Below are 20,693 nucleotides of genomic sequence, written 5' to 3'. Positions count from 1 at the left end.
TAGACCTTAAAAAAGGGACTTTCGCTCTAATGAACGAAAGTCCCTTTTCTTATGACTGTATCTCTGCTATCGCTTCAGTATGAGCCGTCTTGCGATCCATCATGTAGCTGACCAGCATCAGCAGCAGACCGCCGACAGTAATGAGTGATGCAACCCATGGAATGGCGGACAGCCCCATTTGGTTAATCACGACTCCCCCGATAAAAGCACCACCTGCGTTACCCAGATTCAATGCGGAATGGCTGGAGGTAGAGGCTAGCAAAGGAGCCTCATAGGCCAGATTCATGATGCGAACCTGAATACCCGGCATGATGCCGAATGCAGCAATCCCCCAGATGAATACAGTGATAACGGCCAGTACCTGGCTTTGAAGTGTAAACGTCAGAATGGCCAGAATAATGGCCAGTACAGCATAGTTTGCAATCAAGGAGGGAAGCAGCTTCCAATCTGCGAGCTTGCCGCCAACGATGTTCCCAATTGTGACGCCTAGGCCGAACAGGACAAGAATCCAGGTAATGCTGTGTTCGGCAAAGCCGCTAATGTCCGTAAGCAAAGGCGTAATGTACGTAAAGACAGTGAACAGGCTACCACAGCCGACTGCACCTGTGAGCAGCATCAGCAGCACTTTTGGATTAAACAGGCTTTTGACTTCTTGCTTGAGACTGGAAGGTTTGTCCTGCTGAATCACCGGAATGTAACGAATAATACCGAAGAGAGAAATCAAGCCGATCACAACAATGGCTCCAAAGGAAGCGCGCCAGCCGAGCTGCTGCCCGATAAAGGTGCCAAAGGGCACGCCAATAATATTCGCCACGGTTAATCCGGTCAGCACCATAGAGATGGCTCCTGCCCGCTTATCAGCACGAACCAGCCGGGCAGCGATCAGGGAACCTGCTCCCAAGAAGGTTCCGTGCGATAACGCAGTAGCCATACGGGCCGCAATCAGCAGTTCGTAGTTAGGAGCAATGACGGAAAAAAGATTGCCTAAAATGAATATAGACATCAGCAGACACAACAGCTTTTTTTGCGGAACCTTATGGGTTAATACAGTAAGCACAGGTGCGCCAATGGCCACACCAAGCGCGTAACTGGTGATTAATTGTCCGGCTTGCGGAATCGTAACATGAAGATCATGGGCTACATTGGGCAGAAGTCCCATAATGACGAATTCGGTCATGCCGATGGCGAAGGCACCAAGGGTTAACCATAGCAAGGAGGGGGGGAAGCGATTAGCTGTCATATTTTCTTGAGTACTCATAAGTTTCTTGTATCCTCCTGAAAAAATAGTAATGCGAGTATATCATTCCAGGCAACATCTGGCGACCCATTTTGCAAGAATTTTACATACTAAGTTGATAAGGTTTGTGTAATTTACAAAAGCGACAGGTTGGAAGGAGCCACTTATGTTATTTTGGTAGTATGATATGAAGATAGGAAATGACGTTGTAAGGAATGATCCGGGGAGGATATAACAATGACACTTAAAGTGGTACATAGTATTACGGACTTAATCGGAGATACGCCTTGTGTGCGGCTGCAACGGCTCACAGGACCGCAGGATGCGGAAGTGTATGTGAAGCTGGAGTATTTTAATCCAAGCGGCAGTGTTAAAGATCGGGCGGCGGGCAATCTGATTGCCGAGGCGGAAAAGGCGGGACATCTCAAGCCGGGAGGCACCATTATTGAGCCAACCAGTGGCAACACGGGGATTGGTCTTGCGATGAATGCGGCAGCTCGAGGTTACCGTGCGATTTTGGTAATGCCTTCGAATATGACGAAGGAACGGATCAATATTTTAAAAGCCTATGGGGCTGAGGTCGTACTGACACCAGCGGAAGAACGGATGCCAGGAGCGATTCGTAAAGCTCTCGAACTGGGGGCAGAAATTGAAGGGAGTTTTATCCCGCATCAGTTTGAAAATGAAGCAAATCCCGATATCCATCGTACAACCACGGCACTTGAAATTTTGGAGCAGACGGAGGGGCGGTTGGATGTGTTCGTCGCTTCTTCGGGAACGGGCGGTACCATTACGGGTACAGGTGAAGTGCTGCGCCAGCATTTGCCTGATCTGCGGATTGTTGTGGTCGAGCCCAAAGGTTCGCCCGTACTGTCTGGGGGAAAACCCGGTCCGCATAAGCTGGTGGGAACGAGTCCGGGCTTTGTTCCTACCGTGCTGAATACGGAAGTGTATGACGAAATCGTACAGGTTTCCGATGAGGATGCGATTGCGATGACACGGGCGATTGCTGCACAGGAGGGAATTCTTGTCGGGCCCTCCAGCGGGGCTACAATATGGACGGCCCTTCAGGAAGCCCGGCGTTTGGGAGCAGGCAAACGGGTACTCTGCATTGCCCCGGATACCGGAGAGCGTTATCTGAGCATGGGGATATTCGGATAAAAAGATGGGGATCGGGTCAAAGAGATTCGACTCATTTATATGTAAGATCCAGCCTCATTAATCGAAGTTACAAAAGTGAATTGGCGATATGGTAGACATAAACATTGAATACATCTTTGCCATAATTCATAGGTTAATTTCACTCCTGACAAATCAATAAGCCACAATTCATAAGGTTATGGCTAATTAATTGTCGATTATAGCTTATATTCGTGAGAATTTTAAAAGTCTCACGGTTCATGTTCCGTTCTTCGACCTTATTTGTTTCTTCAGGATCCTCTTGAAAAACCCAAGTAATCAGAGAAGGAAACACCAAGCCTATTCTCCATTTCAGCAAGAGCTGCCTCAAACGGGTCAACTTATGAGATGCCGTGTACACGTAGTGCGTCGGTCAATTCCTTTACAGTCATGTCCTGTTTGAAAAAAATCGCAGTTCGTCCACAAGATCCAGCGTATCGTAAACATAGGGCGAGCGCTTTTTGCTAAGCATCTCTTCTTCAGCCGACTTATACGAGACACCTGTATAGGAACATACCGGATTCTTGCAAGCATACGTCATGCTCTAAGCGTCAATCGTTCCGCTCTGTGTCGGTATTTTTTTTGTCATGCCGCATGGGAAGCAAAATGACTGCAATTTAGGAGGTTTGGAATACCTTTTAGGAATAAAGTTTAAAAAACGGGAGAATTAGATATATTCTTTATTCATCGACAGCAAGATATGACATACAGTCACTCGCAATAAACATGATTAAGGGGTACCACTGAAATCATGTTTATTAGAATTTAATTCAGAGAGGAAGAGGAAAATGAAAGTAGATCAAATGTTTGACCTTGATTTAAGAAAGAGCTATGAGGCCAGTGAGCTTAGCCCACAAGCTTCAATCATCAAGACAACCATTAAGGTATCCAAAGCAGTATGTAAAACTCTTACCTGTATCTGTACCGGTTCTTGTTCCAATTGTAAATAATTCATAAGCGATTCGTAAGTCAGGGGTAGTGAAATGGGCTACCCCTACTTACATTATGGAGATTGCATGATAAAACCTAATATATACAATTGGCATGTAGCCCGGCTGACCGATCATTTTAGTTGTGGTGCAACTGTTGGTCAGCCGCTTACTATCCTGTTTATTGATACAGGCGTCGATAAATCCCACTCAGAGATCCAAGGTAATCTAGTTGAGGCAGAATGCAAGTCATTTGTACCTTATGAGCCTTGTCTAAGCGATTACGTCGGGCATGGTACAAAAATGGTTAGCTCTGTTACTGGCAAATATATATTGAAGGGGATATGCCCTTTCGCTCCGGTTGTTGTCTACAAAATTACGGACAAAAAAGGAATAAGCAAGCTTGAATGGTTGTATAGAGCGCTGGAAGAAGGTATTGCTAAAGGATATCTAATTATCAACATCAGCTATCGTACAGAATATGAGGTCGACTTATTCGAGTTCAATCGGTTTCAGGCTTTGGTTGACTGCGCTAATGCGCAAGGCATCTGGGTAGTCTGTTCCGCAGGAAACGATGGACGCGATATTACGCAGGAGTACAGAGTGCCTGCGAATTTAAAGGGAGTATACCCAATTGGATCAACTAATAAGAACGGGGATATCTCCGGGTTCAGTAATACGCTCAGCGGCCAATTTTTTGCGCCGAGTGGTGATGAGTATGAAATCAATTACAACAATGATTGGGTAATGGTTGCCAAATCAAGCTTCGACACAGAGGATTATTTATACGAAGTGCTGGGATTTGACAAAGCATACACAGTAGGTATCGGTACGAGTATTGCCAGCGCCTTATTCAGCGGAGTTGTTGCCTCTCTTAGCGGAGAGCTTATCGCGCAGGGGATGAATGCCGGGCGCACAGAAATGGAGTGTCTGCTCCGTCAAGGCGCGAGACCGATTGATGTTCAGCGGAATTATTATGAAGTAAGCCTTGCCGGTTCAATTCGTGCTTTAAGACAGATGAGAGGTTGATTGCATGTTGGAAAACTTTGAAATCTCGGAAAATTACATGTACCGGAAGACGTTGCTTGGCATGGAGTATTATACGCGGATATTTGATCATGAACAACTAGACGATGATGAATATCTTGACAGACTTGTACGGTTCGTTCAGAAGCAGGGGTTGATGGATTCCATTTATGTCTCCAGCCCCTCGACCTACGCTGCACTGCAAAGCCTGGAACAAGGCAGAACATTGAAGTCCAAAAAAAAGCGGAATCTTATCCTTAGTCTAAGCAAGTTCATTTCGCGGGCAATTTGTAGACCAACACCGTTTGGACTGTTCGCGGGAGTAGGCATTTCCCGATTTGGAAACACGGGAGGCGCCGGAGAACATGTCGTCTGGGCAACTCCGGATTATAGCCTAATTTACCGCTTAATAGGGCTTTTCCATGGGGATGCGGATGTCCGCAATGAATTGAGACTGAGTGTAAATAACACCTCTTACATTGACCATCACAGGCTCGTCATCTCTTATCAGACTCTGTTTGCAGCAGATCAGGAGGAACGAAGCACTGAGAATATATCTATTCTCAAAACCCCGGTCATAGATTTCATCATGAAGATCCTTGATAAAGAGCAGCAGACTTTTCTGCAGCTTATGCAAGCTATAAAAGATGCCTTCGGCGTGGATGACACGATCAGCACAGATTTTTTGCAGCAATTGATAGAACAAGGCTTTTTGGTAAGTGAGATGATTCCCAATCCTCGGGATAGCGCTCCTTTGGAGCATCTGATCCGTACACTAAAGATGCTCGCTGCTCCCAAGGCAGCATATTACGCAGATATTTTGGAGAGAGTTGGACATGCCATTCAGGACATCACAGTTGCTGCGGTCAAACGCGAAGGCATTGAGGCTGTCCGAAAACTAGTCCAGCTTATCCTTCCCGATTATCAGGGCGACTTGGTCAAAATAGACGTAAGGCTGAATCAAGCAAATGAAATTCACTTATCGGACAGCGATAGGCAAGCGTTGGCCCAAGTAGCTTCAATATTGAGCATGCTTTCTACGTACAGGAAAGAGGATACACTTTCCGACTATCGTCAGCAATTTACTGAGAAGTACGGAGTATATGAAGAAGTGCCTTTATTGCAGTTGTTCAGTAAGACGTTGGGGCTCGGCAAACCTGAAGAGTACAAGAGCCACTACCAGAACGGAGATAAGTACAGGCATAAGGATGAAGGCAGGTTCCGACAGCTCAAGGCGCTAATTGCGGAGTGGCAGACTGAAGCGCTTGCCAATCATTCGGATATCGTGCTTGACGAGGCCAAAATCCAACAGCTGTCTGAATTGAGTCTGGAGAATGTCCATGTCTCGTTCGATTTGTATTATTCCTGCATGGAGAATGAACAAGGTGAAGTTACGTTTTATTTAAACAACAGAGCCGGATCATTGGAAGCGTGTCAGAGCTTCGGAAGATTTGCCTACATGTTTGACAAAGATAGCCGTGATGAAATCTTCCGTTTTGTCAGGAACCCGAAGGATCAGAAAGCAGGGGAGAGCGCCGCTGAAATCTCATTTTACCCATTCAGCCCCAAAATAACTAATATTATGACGGCAGGCCCAACACCGGATCAATCCATGGATATGGCCACGTTCCCCGAGAATCGGAATTTGGATATTTCCCAATTATTGGTAGGTGTGGAGGATTCGGGATACTTTTATCTAAAGCGCAGGGAAACAGGCGAACTGGTATTTCCCAAACTCAGTAGCATGTACAATACAGAGCTGGCGCCTTATCTGATCCGGTTTCTGAATGATATTAATCTGCAGTATCAGACCGGATGGTCCCATCTGGAGGAGTATCTCTATGATTCTTCTTTTACACCGAGAGTAACCTATAAAAATATCATCATCTGCCCTAAAAAATGGACATTATATGCGGATAAACGGCTCCAGAGCGAAGAACAGTTTTTGGCCTTTTTGGAGAATTGGATCATAAAGTATAACATTCCGCGATATGTATATTTGGTGGAGCTGGACAATAAGCTATTGCTGGATTTGGATCGCCATCATCATCGAAAGCTTTTGCACAAAGAATATACGCGGAATCCGGAAGGCAAGGCGGCTGTTATTATGGAGACGGAGAAAGAATTGTTCGCTTCCGTTAATCGGTATATGGAGGAGTGCGTATTTTTTTGCAAAAGTCCGATGTTTCAGTACTTGCCGATAGACAGATTGTCTGCACAGGCTACCGATAAAAGCTTAAATAAAGTGCTGAGTTCTTCGGTGAATGCTGTTTATTATCCAGGTTCGGATTGGATATCCCTGCAGGTATATTACAATCAGGAACTGCTAACCGATTTGCTGGGCAGTGCATTTAAGACATTCATGGACAATAGCGCCGAGTACTTCATTGACCAGGTTTTTTTTGTCCAGTATGCAGATAAGGAGCCGCATATCAGGCTAAGGTGCAAAATGTCGGGAAGCGTAGAGCATCAGCGTTTCAAGGCCTTGAACTATGTTTTTGATTTCCTGAATACTGTAACCTCGTCCGGATTGGTTAGTTCCTATTCGGTTGTTCCTTACCGGCCTGAAATTTTGCGGTATGGCGGCACAGCCTTCATTGAACAAGCGGAGAGGTTATTTGCTATCGATTCTTATCTAGTTTCAGGTTATTATGCAGGCAAGAGGTCAATTAATGCAACCGATCAGATGTTATTTTGCTGCACCGGACTTTTTGAGGTTGTGAACTGCGCGTATCCGCTGGCAGAAGATCAATTGAAGGCTATGGCTGCGATTATTGATCCAAAGAAATTCAGACAGGAGTACCGGGAACACAAAGAAGCGCTATTCCAAAGGATTCAACAGACCCGTTCCATATCCTTGCCAGCAAGCGATAAAGACGACAGGTTGCGGCAATACGCTGCATATTTCACGGCTATCCGGGAAGCTGACGACAGAACCAATTACTACGATGATATTATGTTCAGCATCATGCACATGTTCTGCAACAGAGTGTTCGGCCTGGACCGGGAAAAAGAAGAGCTTGCCCTACACCTATGCTACTTCAGTTTGGAAGATTATTTACAGGTAAGCAAATATCATGTTGCCTATTGAGGAGGAGCTTATGGCGGTCAAACAAGTCCCGGGAAATTTATCTGAAATAGTCAGGCAAAGCGCAGAAATTTACAAAGATATAGATACTGTAACCCTGCTAATCAAGAAGCACGCCATGCATGATTACCCTGAAATGGAGCTGATATCGCTGGCTTCAGGATACCCCGGGATCAGCCTTCTTCTGGATAAGCTAGATGAAGTTTACCCGGGGGAAGGGTGGGCTGCGCTTGCTTTCAAGTACAATCAGGAGATTGTGCGTTTAATCGGTAATATACCGTTCCATTCATTGTCACTGTATACCGGACTAGCAGGCGTTATTTATCTGTTCAACGAGTGTTCAAGAGGTTCAACAAGATATACAAATGTGCTCTCGCAGACGCTGGATATGTTTCTTAGTAGCTACGGGGAGTTCTATGAGGAGACAAGGGGGAAATTGGAAGACTCTTTGATTGAGGATAGCGACTTGGATTTGATTTCAGGCTGGACGGGGATTGCAGCTACATTAATGGAGGTTAAGGAACGCCAGGACAGATACGTTGGGAAGCTGGATGCAGTGCTCCTTAAGATACTTCAACTGATTACGGATGCTGTAGGCAAGCTGAGACATTTCGAGGAACTTCCCGAACAGACCATTTATTATAATCTTGGCATGGCGCACGGAATTACAGGAGCCATTAATCTGCTGGCCGTTGCACATCTCCGCCGCTACCCGTTAACTGGATTGAGAGAAGTACTGGAAGTTGCCAAGACTTTTCTACACGGAAGTATCAGGGAGTGGAACGGCACCCTTGTCATACCTAATATGTTCACACCGGATGAATCCGCAGAGACTAGTCGGAATCCAGGTTATCACAGAGATGCATGGTGTTACGGCACACCGGGAGCTTCTGTGGCTATGTTCCGGCTGGGATTGGCCCTGGAGGACAAAGCGCTGCAGCAGCAGGCTCTGCAATTGTTCAATACCGTCTACTCCAGACCAGATTCGCTAAGAAAGGTAATTTCACCGACGATCTGTCACGGCTATGCAGGCTTGGTCCTGATTCAGCACCATTTCAGCCGTGCGGCAGCCATGCCGTTTAAGGATGAATTTTTGCATCGTTTGTTATCATATCGAAATACTGGTGAGGGAGTACCTTTTATAGACCTTGAGGGAAGCGTCGATGATCCGTTATCTCTCGATAAAGTTGGGCTGCTCGATGGATGTGCAGGTGTATTGCTGACACTGCTGACCTGTGATAATGAGAACTTGAGTACATGGAAGCAGATGCTGGTATTTAGCTAACAGGAGGAGACGGTAATGTTCATTTTATTAAAAGAAATTATTACAGTCATGGTGGGACTGATTACCGATTTTCTCTCTTTTCAACTGGATGCATATTTTTATATTTGGTTTCTGATCCTGTTTATTTCAAGCTTGGCAGCGACCCTGGTTCAACGAAGCGAAGGGACTATTACCTACAGCACAGCCGAATGTGTCGGAATAAATGTGCTAGTTGTCGTATTATACCTAGTAATCGGTACAATTTTGGCCAGATACTTTGCAAGTTTTGAGGATCAGCAGATTGTTGCTGAAGATAAGATTATGCTGTATAAAATTTCTTTTATGCTTACATCCGCTGTAATTATAGTGGATATTATACTAGATAGGTTGAAGAGAGGGCGGAAATTCTCCTACTCTTTGGAGTTTCTTGCCGGAAGCGCCGTGTGCTTCTTACTGTTCCAGTTAAGCAATCAAACGGACTGGATAGGAACCAAGCTGTCGCTCTCCTATATTGTCATGGTAGCGATAGCCGCAGGTGTCTATACAATGGCAATGAAGTTTTTGCTAGAATACGAAAATCACAAAGAGAAATAGGTGATTAAGCCATAATGGAATTGAATATGGAGAGCACGGCATATAAAAAGATCGGTGAAGAAAAACAAACGGCCCATTCCTTGCTGAAGTTAATCAAAATTGCGAGATGGCCCAAGCTTGCGCTTGCTTGGAGCATCGTATTTACACTGATTTCCGCCGCTTTTTCATTAGTATTGCCGATCATGACAGGCAAGCTTGTCGATAAGATCTCAGCTATGGAGCTGACGATCCAGACCGCAGCTGTGCTTATTTCGCTGTTTCTGGCCGGAGGGATTTTAAACGCTGTGTCTTCTCTGCTCCTCAGATATGTGGGGAGCAAGTTTTTTCAGGAACTGCGACTGAAAATTTGGGAAAAAATTATCCATTTGCCGGTTAATTATTTTGATAACAATGAGAACGGCAAAATCATCAGCAGAATGACGAACGACCTTGCTATTGTAAGTAATTTTCTGGCTATTACTCTGCCTTCTATTCTGGCTGATGTCCTGATGGTCACTGGTTGCATCATCATGTTATTTGTGTTGGATTGGAGATTAATGAGTGTACTCGTTGCTCTGATTCCTATAACGGCGCTACTAATCTATCCCATTGGAAGAAGGATGAATAGGGTAGCGGTTGAGGCACAGGATGCAGCCGCAGACTTTTCCGGTGAGTTATCCAAAATTCTCTATAACATCAGATTCATTAAAGCGACGACGTCGGAAAAGCTTGAAATGAAATATACTCGGGAGATACTTGGACGTATCTTTCGCTTGAACATCAAAGAGGGAATATTGTCAGCTGTCATTGAGCCGATTGTCACAATTATCATCATGCTAGCTTTGGTAGGAATGTTTTGGTATGGAAGCGCCGGCATTGCCGCTGGACATATCACTACAGGTACTCTGGTATCCATGATCTTTTATTTGTTTACAATGGTTTCGCCTCTGACCCAGCTCAGCAGTTTTTTCTCGCAGTATCAGAAGGCCAAGGGAGCAAGTAAGGAAATTTATACCATATATAACCAACAAGATGAGAAGCAAGAAAAGTTAGGCAGTGTGCCGGACATGAAAAGTCATGATCAGAATTCGGATATCCTGCATTTTGCCAATGTTTCTTTCTCGTACAACCAGGGCCAACCGGTATTATCCAACGTGGAGTTAACCTTCAGAGGCTGTACCACTACAGCGATCGTAGGGCCTTCCGGCTCGGGAAAAACAACAATATTTTCTTTAATAGAGAAATTTTACTCAGAATATAATGGAGAAATCTATTACAATAATGTATATTTGGATAAGATTAGGACGGAAGAATGGCGTCGCAAAATATCCTATGTTATGCAGGATAGTGACTTACTGGTAGGATCAGTGAGAGACAATCTGGTATATGGCCTAAACAGAGACGCGGATGACCATGAGATTTATGCGGCTCTTGATACAGTAGGCTTGAAGGAGGTAATTTATCAATTACCGGATGGTTTGGATACCTTTGTTGGAGAAAGGGGAGTCAAATTATCGGGGGGACAGAAGCAGCGAATCCAGATTGCCAGATGCTTGCTTTCAGACCATGAGATTCTGCTGTTTGATGAAGCTACCGCCAACCTGGATAGCGAGTCAGAGCAGCTCGTCCATGATGTTATCAAGCTTCTCTCCAAGAATAAAATGACCATTGTTATCGCTCATCGTTTGTCAACCATCTACAAAGCGGACCAGATAATCTTTTTGGATAAAGGAGAAGTAACGGGGGTAGGCACGCATCACGAATTAATGAGTTGGCATGATAAATATCGTGATTATGTTCAATTCCAGCTTCCCGCACAATTAAGTTAGGGAGGGGCGGTGGCGTTGTATCATCAATTGTCAACGTGGATCGTTGATAAATACTTTCAAGACGAAGAATTGGAAGCGGAGAAGCGTGCTTATGTGCTTTATTATCTGGAGAACATACTGGCTGGCACAGAAAAAATACTTCTTGTATTGATCAGTGCCTGTTTGCTCGGTGTATTAGCCGAAACCGCTGCGATGCTGCTTTCCTATACAGTGGTCCGGCGAAAGTCCTTTGGCTGGCATGCTCGCAAGTCGCATCATTGCACCTGGGTCAGTCTACTGACCTTTGTGTTTGTTCCCTGGCTCTTAAAGGAAGTAGAATGGAACCGCTTTTTTTTGGCGACGCTCTGTCTGCTTTCTATCATTCTGATTGTCAGATACGCTCCGGCCGATACGGAGTGCAATCCATTGGTAGATCCGAAGTTCAGAAGAGCATGCAGATTACAAGCTATCTTTTTAAGTATAGTGTTTGTTTTCGTGGCCATCGCACTAGATTTTTATCCTTGGTTAATATTTGGGCTGTTTCTTGAAGCAGTTGTCATCACACCAGTATTCTATTCCATAATGAGAAGGAGTTATGCCAATTATGAACAATATCAAGAATATTAAAGAATACAGAAACAACCATACCCAGAGACTCAAGGCTAAGCTACTGGAGCATATGAGTAAAAGAGGTGAAGGAGGAGGGATTTGTTTCGGATTGTTCTATGAACCAGTCAACCCAAAAGTTTGGAAATTGAACAAAAAATGATTACATCCGGCATTTATTTTTTGCAATACACCAGCTATCTTGTAATATATCATATGGTCAGCGGCAATGGTCTAAGCGTTTTCCGTATGAATTATAAGCTGCTGCTGTTTTTAGTCATGTATTATTTTATCGGAATAACAGCTCTGAATAACTTCGGACTGATTGTTTACCTATTTCTATTTGTGCTACTGGCAGTATACGGGTGGTTGACCGACAAATATGAATCCTTGTGGGTCATAGGCTTCTACGCCATCCTTACCATCTTCATTACGACACTGCTGGGTTATTTCATAACGGTAATCAGCTATGCGGTTCCTTATGAATATAAAAACAAATGGACGGCGCCCTTCCTAACCGCTTGTTCACCTCCGCTGATCTACTTGGCGCTCCGAAAGCTTGTGTCTTATTTGTTTCCTACTCCGGCGGTCAGGCTTTTGAAGATATATCGGATTAAGCTTATCGTCGGAGCTTCTTTAATCTTAGTCTTGGGGATCATCGGACTAGGACTCATTATCTATTCGGAGTGTGAAAGCAACAATCCGTATCCAAGCAGATTAAAGATTGTGTTGATGCTGATCGGCTTGACCTCCATCTTCCTGATGACGATCAATTGGCTGTATCGCTTCCTGCGTGAACGTGAGCTAGAGAAGAACAAGACGGAACAATACCTGCAGCTGGAGGCTTATATTATGGAGATTGAAAAAATGTACGAAGACATCCGCGGCTTCAGACATGACTATACCAATATCCTGTTAATGCTGGACGAGGGGATCAGAACTGGGGATTTAGCGATGATCAAGCGGATATATGAGAGTTCTATCCAACCTACTGCTTCACAGTTGAACGGATATTCCTATAGTCTGGATAACCTGATTAATCTGGACGTGAGTGAGCTCAAGAGTATTATTACATCCAAGGTGCTGGTGGCAAAGAAGCGTGGAGTTGACGTAAAACTGGAAATTGATAGCGGTATCAGTGAAATGTATATGGATATTATAGACCTTTGCAGAGTAATCTCTTGTTTCCTGGACAATGCAATCGATGCGGCACTAGAGACCTGCAATCCGTCCATAAATATTGTGCTGATCCATGAAGACGATATTCAGACGGTGACGATACGAAACTCTTATAATCATTCTGCACTTGACGGGATTAAGGTGAATGATCTCTACAAACGGAACTTTTCAACGAAAGCGGACAATCGAGGTCTTGGCTTGTACAATATAGCAAAGGTGCTGCGCAGCAACAAGTATGTAACTTTGGATACCAAAAAGGAACCGGATTTTTTCACGCAAACATTAATTATAAAGAGAGCGACATCATGAATATTTTTATTCTGGAAGATCAGTTTATCCAGCAGCGCATAATGGAAAAGATGGTCCGTAAAAGCTGCGAGGAACTTGGCATCTGCTGCAGCAATCTCATTGCCACCAGTAAGCCGGATCTCCTGCTTTTTGAATCTAAAGCTTGTGCGAATAACTTGTATTTCCTTGATATTGAAATCTCTGGTTGTCAGATGAAGGGACTGGAAGTTGCCCAGGAAATCAGAAAATATGATATGTATGGGCATATTGTCTTTGTAACTACCCACGGTCATCTGTCTCCGCTTACCTTCCAATATAAGGTAGCAGCTCTTGATTTCATTATCAAGGATGCTACTCAGGATGAAATGGAAAAAAAGGTCAGAGAAGTTCTTGTTGTTGCCCATCAAAGAAAGCCTGTGTTGGATGTCAATGATTGGTTTATACTCGACAATAAATTTACGAAATTTCAAATTTCCTTCTCCAGCATTTATTACTTTGAAACAACCGGTGTTCCCCACAAAATCCGTCTGGTTTCCGAAAACAGAACTCTTGAGTTTTACGGCGATCTGAAAGATATTGAGGCTAAGGACCCAAGGTTGTTCCGGTGTCATCGGGCATTTATCGTAAACCTGATGAAGGTGGAATCTATAGATAAGAGCAAGAAGGAGATCATTTTTCAAACCAATCAGAATTCCGGAGAAGCAAGGCGCATTATTCCCGTTTCCCGCCAATTGTTGAAGCACCTCTTAGATAAGATGGGAGACCGGAGCCTCCTGAACAGACCTGTTTACGAATAGAATAGATACGGAGGGCATAGTCCTTCGAGAAGAAAAGGGGAGGAATATGGAACAAAGATTATCCGTTCAAGCAGAGGTGAAAGGCATTGATGCCACCAGTTTAAAATTAATTGCAGTATTGGCAATGCTAATTGATCATATTGGAGGGCTATTTTTTGCCGATTTTTTGGGCTTTCAGGTGGTAGGCAGAATTACATTGCCTATCATGGCTTTTTTTGTAGCCGAAGGATATATCCATACCAGAAGCTTCAAAAAATATACAATGCGCCTTGCTCTAACCGGGCTAGCCAGTGTGGTGCCTTACGGATTGGTATTTAAAGATTGGTATACTTCGGGAAACATCATGCTAACGTTGTTGATGGGCCTACTGGCAATATGGTTCTATGACAACACGACCAATCCTGTGCTTAAATACTTGGCGATTTCGGCTCTTTGCGTAGTCTCTCTTTTGGGAGACTGGAGTGTGATTGGAGTGTTCCTGGTTCTGGCTTTCTATGTGGCTCGCAAACAACAGAAGATTTACAACGGATGGATTATTGCAATAATTGCGCTTATGTTCATTTTCGGAGTCATCATTATATGGGCTGTTCCCGATTCGCTCAGCATCATGGGCATCAACGCCAGCACAATGAACGAATATCTTTATCCGTTTGCGATCGGCGGGGCCTGTATTTTTGCACTCCCTTTGCTATCCCGATATAACGGAGAGAGGGGAAAAGGCCCACGAACCTTCTTCTATTTGTTTTATCCGCTGCATTTGCTCGCGCTTTATCTGCTGAAGTTGGCTATTGATTATTACATATAAGAAGGGCTGTCTAATAAGTAACTAAAATAAAAAATCAGACGGAAAACGACATGTTTTCCGTCTGATTTTTGCGGTTTCACGCACTATTCGAATGTAGATGAAGCAAGGAATACTTTGAGGGTTAAAGGAGGAGCAACATGAAAATTATGCCTTTACAAAAACGTGGAATCTCCGATAGTCGGCTGGTGCTTGGCTGCATGCCTTTTGGTGGAGAATGGAGCCATGCACCGTATACACAGGAGCATGTCGTTGAAGCGGAGAGAGCTGTAGAAGCTGCACAATCCATCGGGATTACGATGTTTGATCATGCGGATATCTATCGTATGGGAAAAGCGGAAGAAATTTTCGGTCGGATTTTAAAGGGACAGCCCGGATTGCGTGAACAAATCGTAATTCAGTCCAAATGCGGCATTTTTTTGCCGGATGGCACGCTCCCAGGCCGTTTTGATTTCTCATATGATCATATTATGGAGTCCGTAGATGGTATCTTGAAGCGTCTGGGTACTGAGTATTTAGACATCCTGCTGCTGCACCGTCCCGATCCGCTGGTAGAGCCGGAAGAAGTAGCGAAGGCGTTCAGCGAGCTTAGGACATCCGGCAAAGTCCGGCATTTTGGCGTTTCCAATATGAATGTAAGCCAAATTCGTTTTCTGGAACGTAGCCTAACGGAGCCGCTGATTGTTAATCAGCTGGAGATGAGCCTGGCACATCTGCATTTTATAGATCAGACCGTACACGTGAACCAGCAGGCAGGGACGAATGTACATTTTGGCGAAGGATTGCTGGAATATTGCCAAACTGAGGATATTCAGCTCCAGGCTTGGGGACCGCTGGCGCAGGGACGTTTTAGCGGAGGTTCTCTGGAAGGAGAGCCTGAGCACATCCGTAAGACGGCAGAACTGGTGCAGAAGCTGGCTTCTGAAAAGGGGACGACACGTGAAGCGATCGTCCTGGGCTGGCTGATGAAGCATCCGGCACGGATTCAGCCTGTCATTGGCAGCGCCAATCCTGAACGAATCAAAGCATGTCAGGATGCAGAACGCCAGAGCGAGCTGATGACCCGTGAGGAATGGTATCAATTGTATGTCAGTGCACGCGGACAAGCCTTGCCATAACTCGTTTAACAGGCCCTCCTTTCGTCTCATTAGCAGACGGAGGGAGGGCCTTTATGTGGATTCATCCTATATTTCTTCAGCAGCTATTCCTCTTCGTATCGTGCGAGGGCCTTGGCTGTTGTTTCCTTCATTCGCGATATTAATCGAGAGCCTTGAACGACCTTGACACGTTTGCCGAGGAAGCGGATTTTGGATAACACATATTCACATTCGTCTGCCTGGAAAGTGAGCGTAATACGATAGGTATCTGCTTCCTGATCATATTCGACCTCCTTTTCAAAACAGGAAAAAGCATATAAAATACGAGACATTTCACCGTTATATACAGGAATAATTTCGATGATGCCCTGTTCTTTGCGTGACTCCAGTATACCGAGTATTCGTTGGGTAAACGTCTCGGCTTCTTCAGGAAGAATCTCATCCTCCGTAACGGTTACGATGTTGGATAGTTTAGTAGACATGAATGCGCGATGTCGGCGATTATACCATAGCAGACTCCATTCTTTTTTGACCATGGAAAACTCCAGCTTATAGGGAAATCCGGACATTCGCTCATGCAGGCGTCCGTTGCGCAGTTTGTAGGTCATACAGATGCCTGAACGGGATCGCAGAATGGAACGCAATTCACGCAGGAGCGGATGATAAACCGAAGCAGCAGGAACTCCTGCCTTTTCGCGCAGGCTGCCATCGGCCTCCAATGGCTTGTCGTCTGCAAGTAATTGCCGAAGCTTATCAAGTGTAGACGGGGTAAAAGCCTCTGTCGCTGCCGAGTCTGCAAGCATGGACTTAAGCCAGACTCTTTCCTGCGAGGTGGTAGCAAAAGCGCCCGATTCATCCAACCGTGAGACAATCTGATAGTTAAATATTTTCTCGAACAGGCTCATAATAGGCTTGCAGCTCCTTCCATTCCTGTCTGAATTCCTTACGCAGCCGCTGGGGCTCCAATACCTCACAGCTTGATCCGAAGCTGCGAATCCACGGTTTAATCTCAGTGATTCCATTCACTGTGATTTCGTAGATAAAGGATTCACTTTCTTCCTCCGTAATCGCACCCCATTGTCCTTGTGACAGCACACGTTCCCGAATAAAGTTGCGTTTTGCCCCTTCGGGATTAAAAAAACGTACCCGTACCTTCACGGGACGACCCGTATCAACAAGCCAGCTGTACCGCATTTTTTCTTCCAACACGGCTAACAGGTCGGCATAAAGCTGCTCTGGGACAGGCTTGCCCTCCACCAATTGAGTCATGCCCTCCATTCGAAACTTCATGATTCCTTTGCCGCCTACATGACCAAGCACATACCAACGTCCGTATTGATGATCATAGATGACTTGCAGGGGCAGAATGGTATGTTCACGGCCTTCGGTCTCTTTTTCAAACCGTGGGTTTGTGTTCTGTGACCCGTACATGCTTCGTTTGGACGCCGAAAAATATAAAAAGCTTACACAGCGACGTTGCCGAATGGCATGCAGAAGCGGATGAATATGGGCTTCGTCCAGAATGCGTGAATAATAATGGTATTTATATAAAAAAGGCTCTGCCATCTCACGATCTCCGAGCTGACGGCGCATGGCTTTTTTAAGATGATCTCGTAACAGATATCCCTGCACAGAGGGGAGCTGGGTGTTGGCCATAATGTCCACAAAATCATATAAGTCCAGTAATTCCTCGTCCGTCAGTTCTGTCACCAGATCATTGCGGACAGCATAGCGATAGGGCCTGCCGCCAGGCTCCTTACGAATCACGCCGACTTCGACCAGATATTTCAGATCAGAACGAATTGTTTTCTCATCTGGCAGTGAACTGTCGGAAGGCAGGCCATTGCAGCAAGCATCCAACAGTTCCATGGTAGTCATAGACTGTGACTGTAGCGCTGTCAGCAGAAGGGATAAGCGGACACTTTCCGATTCCTTGAGCGATTTGGCCCGAAATAGAAATAACAGCAATGGATCAGCGGATTCGTAATAATTAAAGCGCAGCATCTCATTAAAATCATGTCCCTGTTCCGCAGGCAGCTGCTGTTGTACGGATTGGACGATTTCCTTGAGGCGCCGAATCGTCTTATCAAAGGTATGTACCGAAATGCCAAGTCTGTCTGCAAATTGCTGCCGATTATAAGCGCCGCTTGTTAGTGTGAGCATACGCAGGAATTGAATTTCTTTATCAAAACTCTCTCTCGCCATGATGCATTCCCCGTTTCTGTAGCCGTTCTCCGAAAATAAGTATCCCTTTATTCTAACAGGGAAGGGATGCAGGAAAAAGGTAATTTATTCATCTTTGTAATACTTTCACCATGTTCATGACTTCCAAAATAAAGGATTATAGGGATATAAGGTAGCACGATAAGTAAGAAGCAATACATAACAGAAGGGTGATGCAACATGTTTGGACGATTCAAAAATGAAGTGTTATATCCATGGGTAGGTAAGCTTTCGATTTATGAAACGATTAAGCAGGGACTGGACCCTCAGGGCAGGCTTACGGATGATCATTTGCCAGATGATGAAGAATACTGGGCAGGACACAAGATGCGTTGGGTGGCAGGAGGGCTGGATGGAGCGTTTGGGCATCATGGCGCTGGCGGAGATGGAGAGACTGACAAAATTAAGGATCTGGCGCAGTTGTTGTCCAGACAATGCCGCAAGCCAGGGATGAAGACGAGACGTGAGACGTATGTACGCTTGATGGAGGAAAATGCACTCAGCCTGATTGATCCGCTGCTAGATGCGGTGCGGGAGCATCCAGCAATTCAGCCGGATCGATTGTATGAGGAAGCACGTTGGCTGGCTGAACACGGAGCACATCGTAATGTGGTGAAGTTTGGCATTGCATTGCTTGGATTGCTGGAGACGGATCAGCACCACGAGCTTATTTTAACACTAGCCAAGCATGATGAATTCACGCTATATGCGGCTGTAGCTATCCGTAATATCTCGGAGCAGGCCAACGAGCAGTTGTATAGGTTAGCGTCACAGGTACATGGCTGGGGACGTATTCACGTAGTAGAACGGCTGGAGCCGACACGGCAGGAAATACGTGATTGGTTATTACGGGAAGGATTCCGCAACAATGTCATGTATGAGTATCTTGCTTATGAGTGCGCTCATAAAGGCGAACTGCATACAGCCATCGCTGTACCGCACATTGATCAGGAGTTGTTTGACGGGGCGGGTGATATTCTATCAGCTTTGCTGGCAGCAGGCGGACCTGCGGAAAGTATAGATGATTATGAGCATGCCGCTATGGTCATAGGCAACTACCTTCGCCATGCTAAGGCCATGTGTACGACTGTGAAGCATTTTACGATCATCATGGATATTGCAGATTTTCTGGGTGAAGAAGACGATTCATGGGAGGCACGTTATGAGCATGAATGGACGCCGGAATTGCGTAAACGTTACGCGTCGATATGCCAGCAGATGATGGACGATCCACAGTGGGTAAAGCCGGTAGAACAGGAGCTACAGCATGCAGATTCACCGCATCTCCACTACGCCATTCGTGTAGCTCGAATGCTAGCACTAGATGTATGGCCCGTGCTATTTGATCAATTAAGCCAATACCCAGTCAAGCCTAATCTGTACTTTGAACTCATCAGGACAGAGGATGAACAACGGGCTCGTAAGCTGGTGGCTTTTGCAGAAAAGCGCTTGCCTCTGGAAGAGATTGCTTCTGGTCCTGCTGATGTGCCAGGCTTTGGACCGGAGTATGAAGCGCATCAGTGTCTGGGTATTTTGCTTCAGCAATTGTCTTCTTACGAAGGAATGGGGCAAGAGCTAGTTGCTGCCGGACTCTGGAGTCCGGTGACCTCCAATCGTCATGCAGCGCTTCATGTACTCAAGGAATGGCCTTCTGAGATGTGGGGTGAGGAAACGACAGAGCGTCTTCGCCGCTTATCGGTAGCTGAAACGGAGGAGTCGGTTAGAGAACAGATTCGGGAATTACTTTAATGATAAGGGAGGGAACATCATGACAGATGTGAAGCATGGGCAGGGTTTCATTCAACCGGAAATGCGCGAAACGATTTTGCGTGAGCTGCGGGCGTTGGAGCAGGAGGAGCAGGTGCGCATTGTATACGCCTGTGAATCAGGCAGTCGGGCATGGGGGTTTCCTTCACAGGACAGTGACTATGATGTACGATTTATCTATGTAAGACCCATAGAATGGTATTTATCTATTTTTGATAAGCGGGATGTGATTGAACGGCCAATCAGCGATTTGCTGGATATAAACGGCTGGGATTTGAAAAAGGCGCTCAATTTGTTTCGCAAATCCAATCCGCCTTTGCTGGAATGGCTGCAATCTCCGATTCCCTATCTGGAGCAGTATTCAGTGGCTGATCAGATTCGTGCGATCTCGCCGTTAACCTTCTCTCCGAAGTCCTGTATGTACCATTATCTGAATATGGCGCGGGGAAATTATCGGGATTATTTGCAAGGTGAACAGGTGAAGATTAAAAAGTATTTTTACGTGCTGCGCCCGCTGCTGGCCTGTGGCTGGATTGAACGATACAACAGCATGCCTCCGATGGAATTCGTAGACTTGCTGGAGGAATTCATTCCGGCTGATACCGAACTTTCTCAGGTGATCGAACATTTGCTGGAACGTAAAAAAGCGGGCGAGGAGCTGGATGTGGAGCCACAGCTTTCGGTGGTGAATGATTTTATCGAGCAGCAAATGGCTTACTTTGAACAGAAGGCGCCTTTGCTTCAGCATATGGAGGGCGGACGGGATCAGCAGTTGGATGATATGTTCCGCGCTGCGGTGAATGAAGTATGGAAAACATAAGTTGGGAGGG

At 45.4% G+C, this 20,693-nt stretch carries 17 protein-coding genes; 14 read left to right on the top strand and 3 right to left on the bottom strand.

The genetic code is table 11. The annotated features are described in order from the left end of the window. Positions 1 to 49: 49 nt before the first annotated feature. Entirely contained in the window at positions 50 to 1,258 is a 1,209-nt protein-coding gene (locus tag KSP24_RS16010; protein ID WP_058710814.1) for an MFS transporter, read from the bottom strand. Between the two features lie 216 nt (positions 1,259 to 1,474). Here KSP24_RS16010 and cysK point away from each other — a divergent pair, with 216 nt between their 5' ends. The 12 genes from cysK to KSP24_RS15950 all read left to right on the top strand — a co-directional run bounded on the left by cysK (position 1,475) and on the right by KSP24_RS15950 (position 15,894). Then, positions 1,475 to 2,398, top strand: a complete 924-nt coding sequence (gene cysK / locus KSP24_RS16005) for a cysteine synthase A (protein ID WP_013369571.1) — start codon at positions 1,475 to 1,477, stop codon at positions 2,396 to 2,398. An 806-nt stretch (positions 2,399 to 3,204) separates the two neighbouring features. Next, entirely contained in the window at positions 3,205 to 3,366 is a 162-nt protein-coding gene (locus KSP24_RS16000) for an epilancin family lantibiotic (protein ID WP_080561132.1), read from the top strand. Between the two features lie 66 nt (positions 3,367 to 3,432). Further along, positions 3,433 to 4,374 carry a S8 family peptidase gene (locus KSP24_RS15995; RefSeq protein WP_249507247.1) on the top strand — a complete coding sequence of 314 codons (942 nt, stop codon included), beginning with the start codon at positions 3,433 to 3,435 and terminating at the stop codon, positions 4,372 to 4,374. A 4-nt stretch (positions 4,375 to 4,378) separates the two neighbouring features. Continuing rightward, entirely contained in the window at positions 4,379 to 7,462 is a 3,084-nt protein-coding gene (locus tag KSP24_RS15990) for a lantibiotic dehydratase (RefSeq protein ID WP_216975749.1), read from the top strand. A gap of 10 nt (positions 7,463 to 7,472) precedes the next feature. Next, a complete protein-coding gene (locus KSP24_RS15985; RefSeq protein WP_017426262.1) occupies positions 7,473 to 8,744 on the top strand; it encodes a lanthionine synthetase C family protein in 1,272 nt (423 codons plus the stop codon). Positions 8,745 to 8,759: 15 nt separating this feature from the next. Next, positions 8,760 to 9,317 (top strand): DUF5823 family protein, encoded by a 558-nt coding sequence (locus KSP24_RS15980; RefSeq protein WP_090736714.1) that lies wholly within the window; start codon positions 8,760 to 8,762, stop codon positions 9,315 to 9,317. Between the two features lie 14 nt (positions 9,318 to 9,331). Then, positions 9,332 to 11,125 (top strand): ABC transporter ATP-binding protein, encoded by a 1,794-nt coding sequence (locus KSP24_RS15975; protein ID WP_129548744.1) that lies wholly within the window; start codon positions 9,332 to 9,334, stop codon positions 11,123 to 11,125. 15 nt (positions 11,126 to 11,140) lie between these two features. Then, positions 11,141 to 11,731, top strand: coding sequence for an accessory gene regulator AgrB (locus KSP24_RS15970; protein WP_216975747.1), 591 nt, complete (start codon positions 11,141 to 11,143; stop codon positions 11,729 to 11,731). A gap of 228 nt (positions 11,732 to 11,959) precedes the next feature. Further along, positions 11,960 to 13,198, top strand: coding sequence for a sensor histidine kinase (locus tag KSP24_RS15965; protein WP_254207843.1), 1,239 nt, complete (start codon positions 11,960 to 11,962; stop codon positions 13,196 to 13,198). Next, a complete protein-coding gene (locus tag KSP24_RS15960) occupies positions 13,195 to 13,974 on the top strand; it encodes a LytR/AlgR family response regulator transcription factor (protein WP_017426267.1) in 780 nt (259 codons plus the stop codon). Before KSP24_RS15965 ends, KSP24_RS15960 begins: the two co-directional genes overlap by 4 nt. A 46-nt stretch (positions 13,975 to 14,020) precedes the next feature. Continuing rightward, positions 14,021 to 14,779 (top strand): TraX family protein, encoded by a 759-nt coding sequence (locus KSP24_RS15955; protein ID WP_017426268.1) that lies wholly within the window; start codon positions 14,021 to 14,023, stop codon positions 14,777 to 14,779. A gap of 137 nt (positions 14,780 to 14,916) precedes the next feature. Next, positions 14,917 to 15,894, top strand: a complete 978-nt coding sequence (locus KSP24_RS15950) for an aldo/keto reductase (protein ID WP_064962536.1) — start codon at positions 14,917 to 14,919, stop codon at positions 15,892 to 15,894. An 83-nt stretch (positions 15,895 to 15,977) separates the two neighbouring features. Here the strand turns inward: KSP24_RS15950 and KSP24_RS15945 are convergent, their stop codons facing one another. Continuing rightward, the gene (locus tag KSP24_RS15945; RefSeq protein ID WP_064962535.1) at positions 15,978 to 16,778 is read right to left on the bottom strand and encodes a WYL domain-containing protein; all 801 of its coding nucleotides are present in this window, start codon (positions 16,776 to 16,778) and stop codon (positions 15,978 to 15,980) included. After that, positions 16,753 to 18,078, bottom strand: a complete 1,326-nt coding sequence (locus KSP24_RS15940) for a helix-turn-helix transcriptional regulator (RefSeq protein WP_040102059.1) — start codon at positions 18,076 to 18,078, stop codon at positions 16,753 to 16,755. The genes KSP24_RS15945 and KSP24_RS15940 overlap by 26 nt, the downstream gene beginning before the upstream one ends. A gap of 198 nt (positions 18,079 to 18,276) precedes the next feature. Between KSP24_RS15940 and KSP24_RS15935 the strand changes: the two genes are divergently transcribed. Both KSP24_RS15935 and KSP24_RS15930 read left to right on the top strand, forming a co-directional pair. Then, complete coding sequence (locus KSP24_RS15935; protein WP_216975746.1) at positions 18,277 to 19,845, top strand: limonene hydroxylase; 1,569 nt, start codon at positions 18,277 to 18,279, stop codon at positions 19,843 to 19,845. Between the two features lie 19 nt (positions 19,846 to 19,864). Next, entirely contained in the window at positions 19,865 to 20,683 is an 819-nt protein-coding gene (locus tag KSP24_RS15930) for a nucleotidyltransferase domain-containing protein (protein WP_064962533.1), read from the top strand. Positions 20,684 to 20,693: the final 10 nt, after the last annotated feature.

The sequence above is a fragment of the Paenibacillus sp. AK121 genome, from assembly GCF_019042715.1.
GTDB classification, from domain to species: Bacteria; Bacillota; Bacilli; order Paenibacillales; family Paenibacillaceae; genus Paenibacillus; species Paenibacillus polymyxa_C.
Note: the sequence above shows the minus strand (reverse complement) of the source record. Positions and strands in the feature narration are given on the sequence as shown.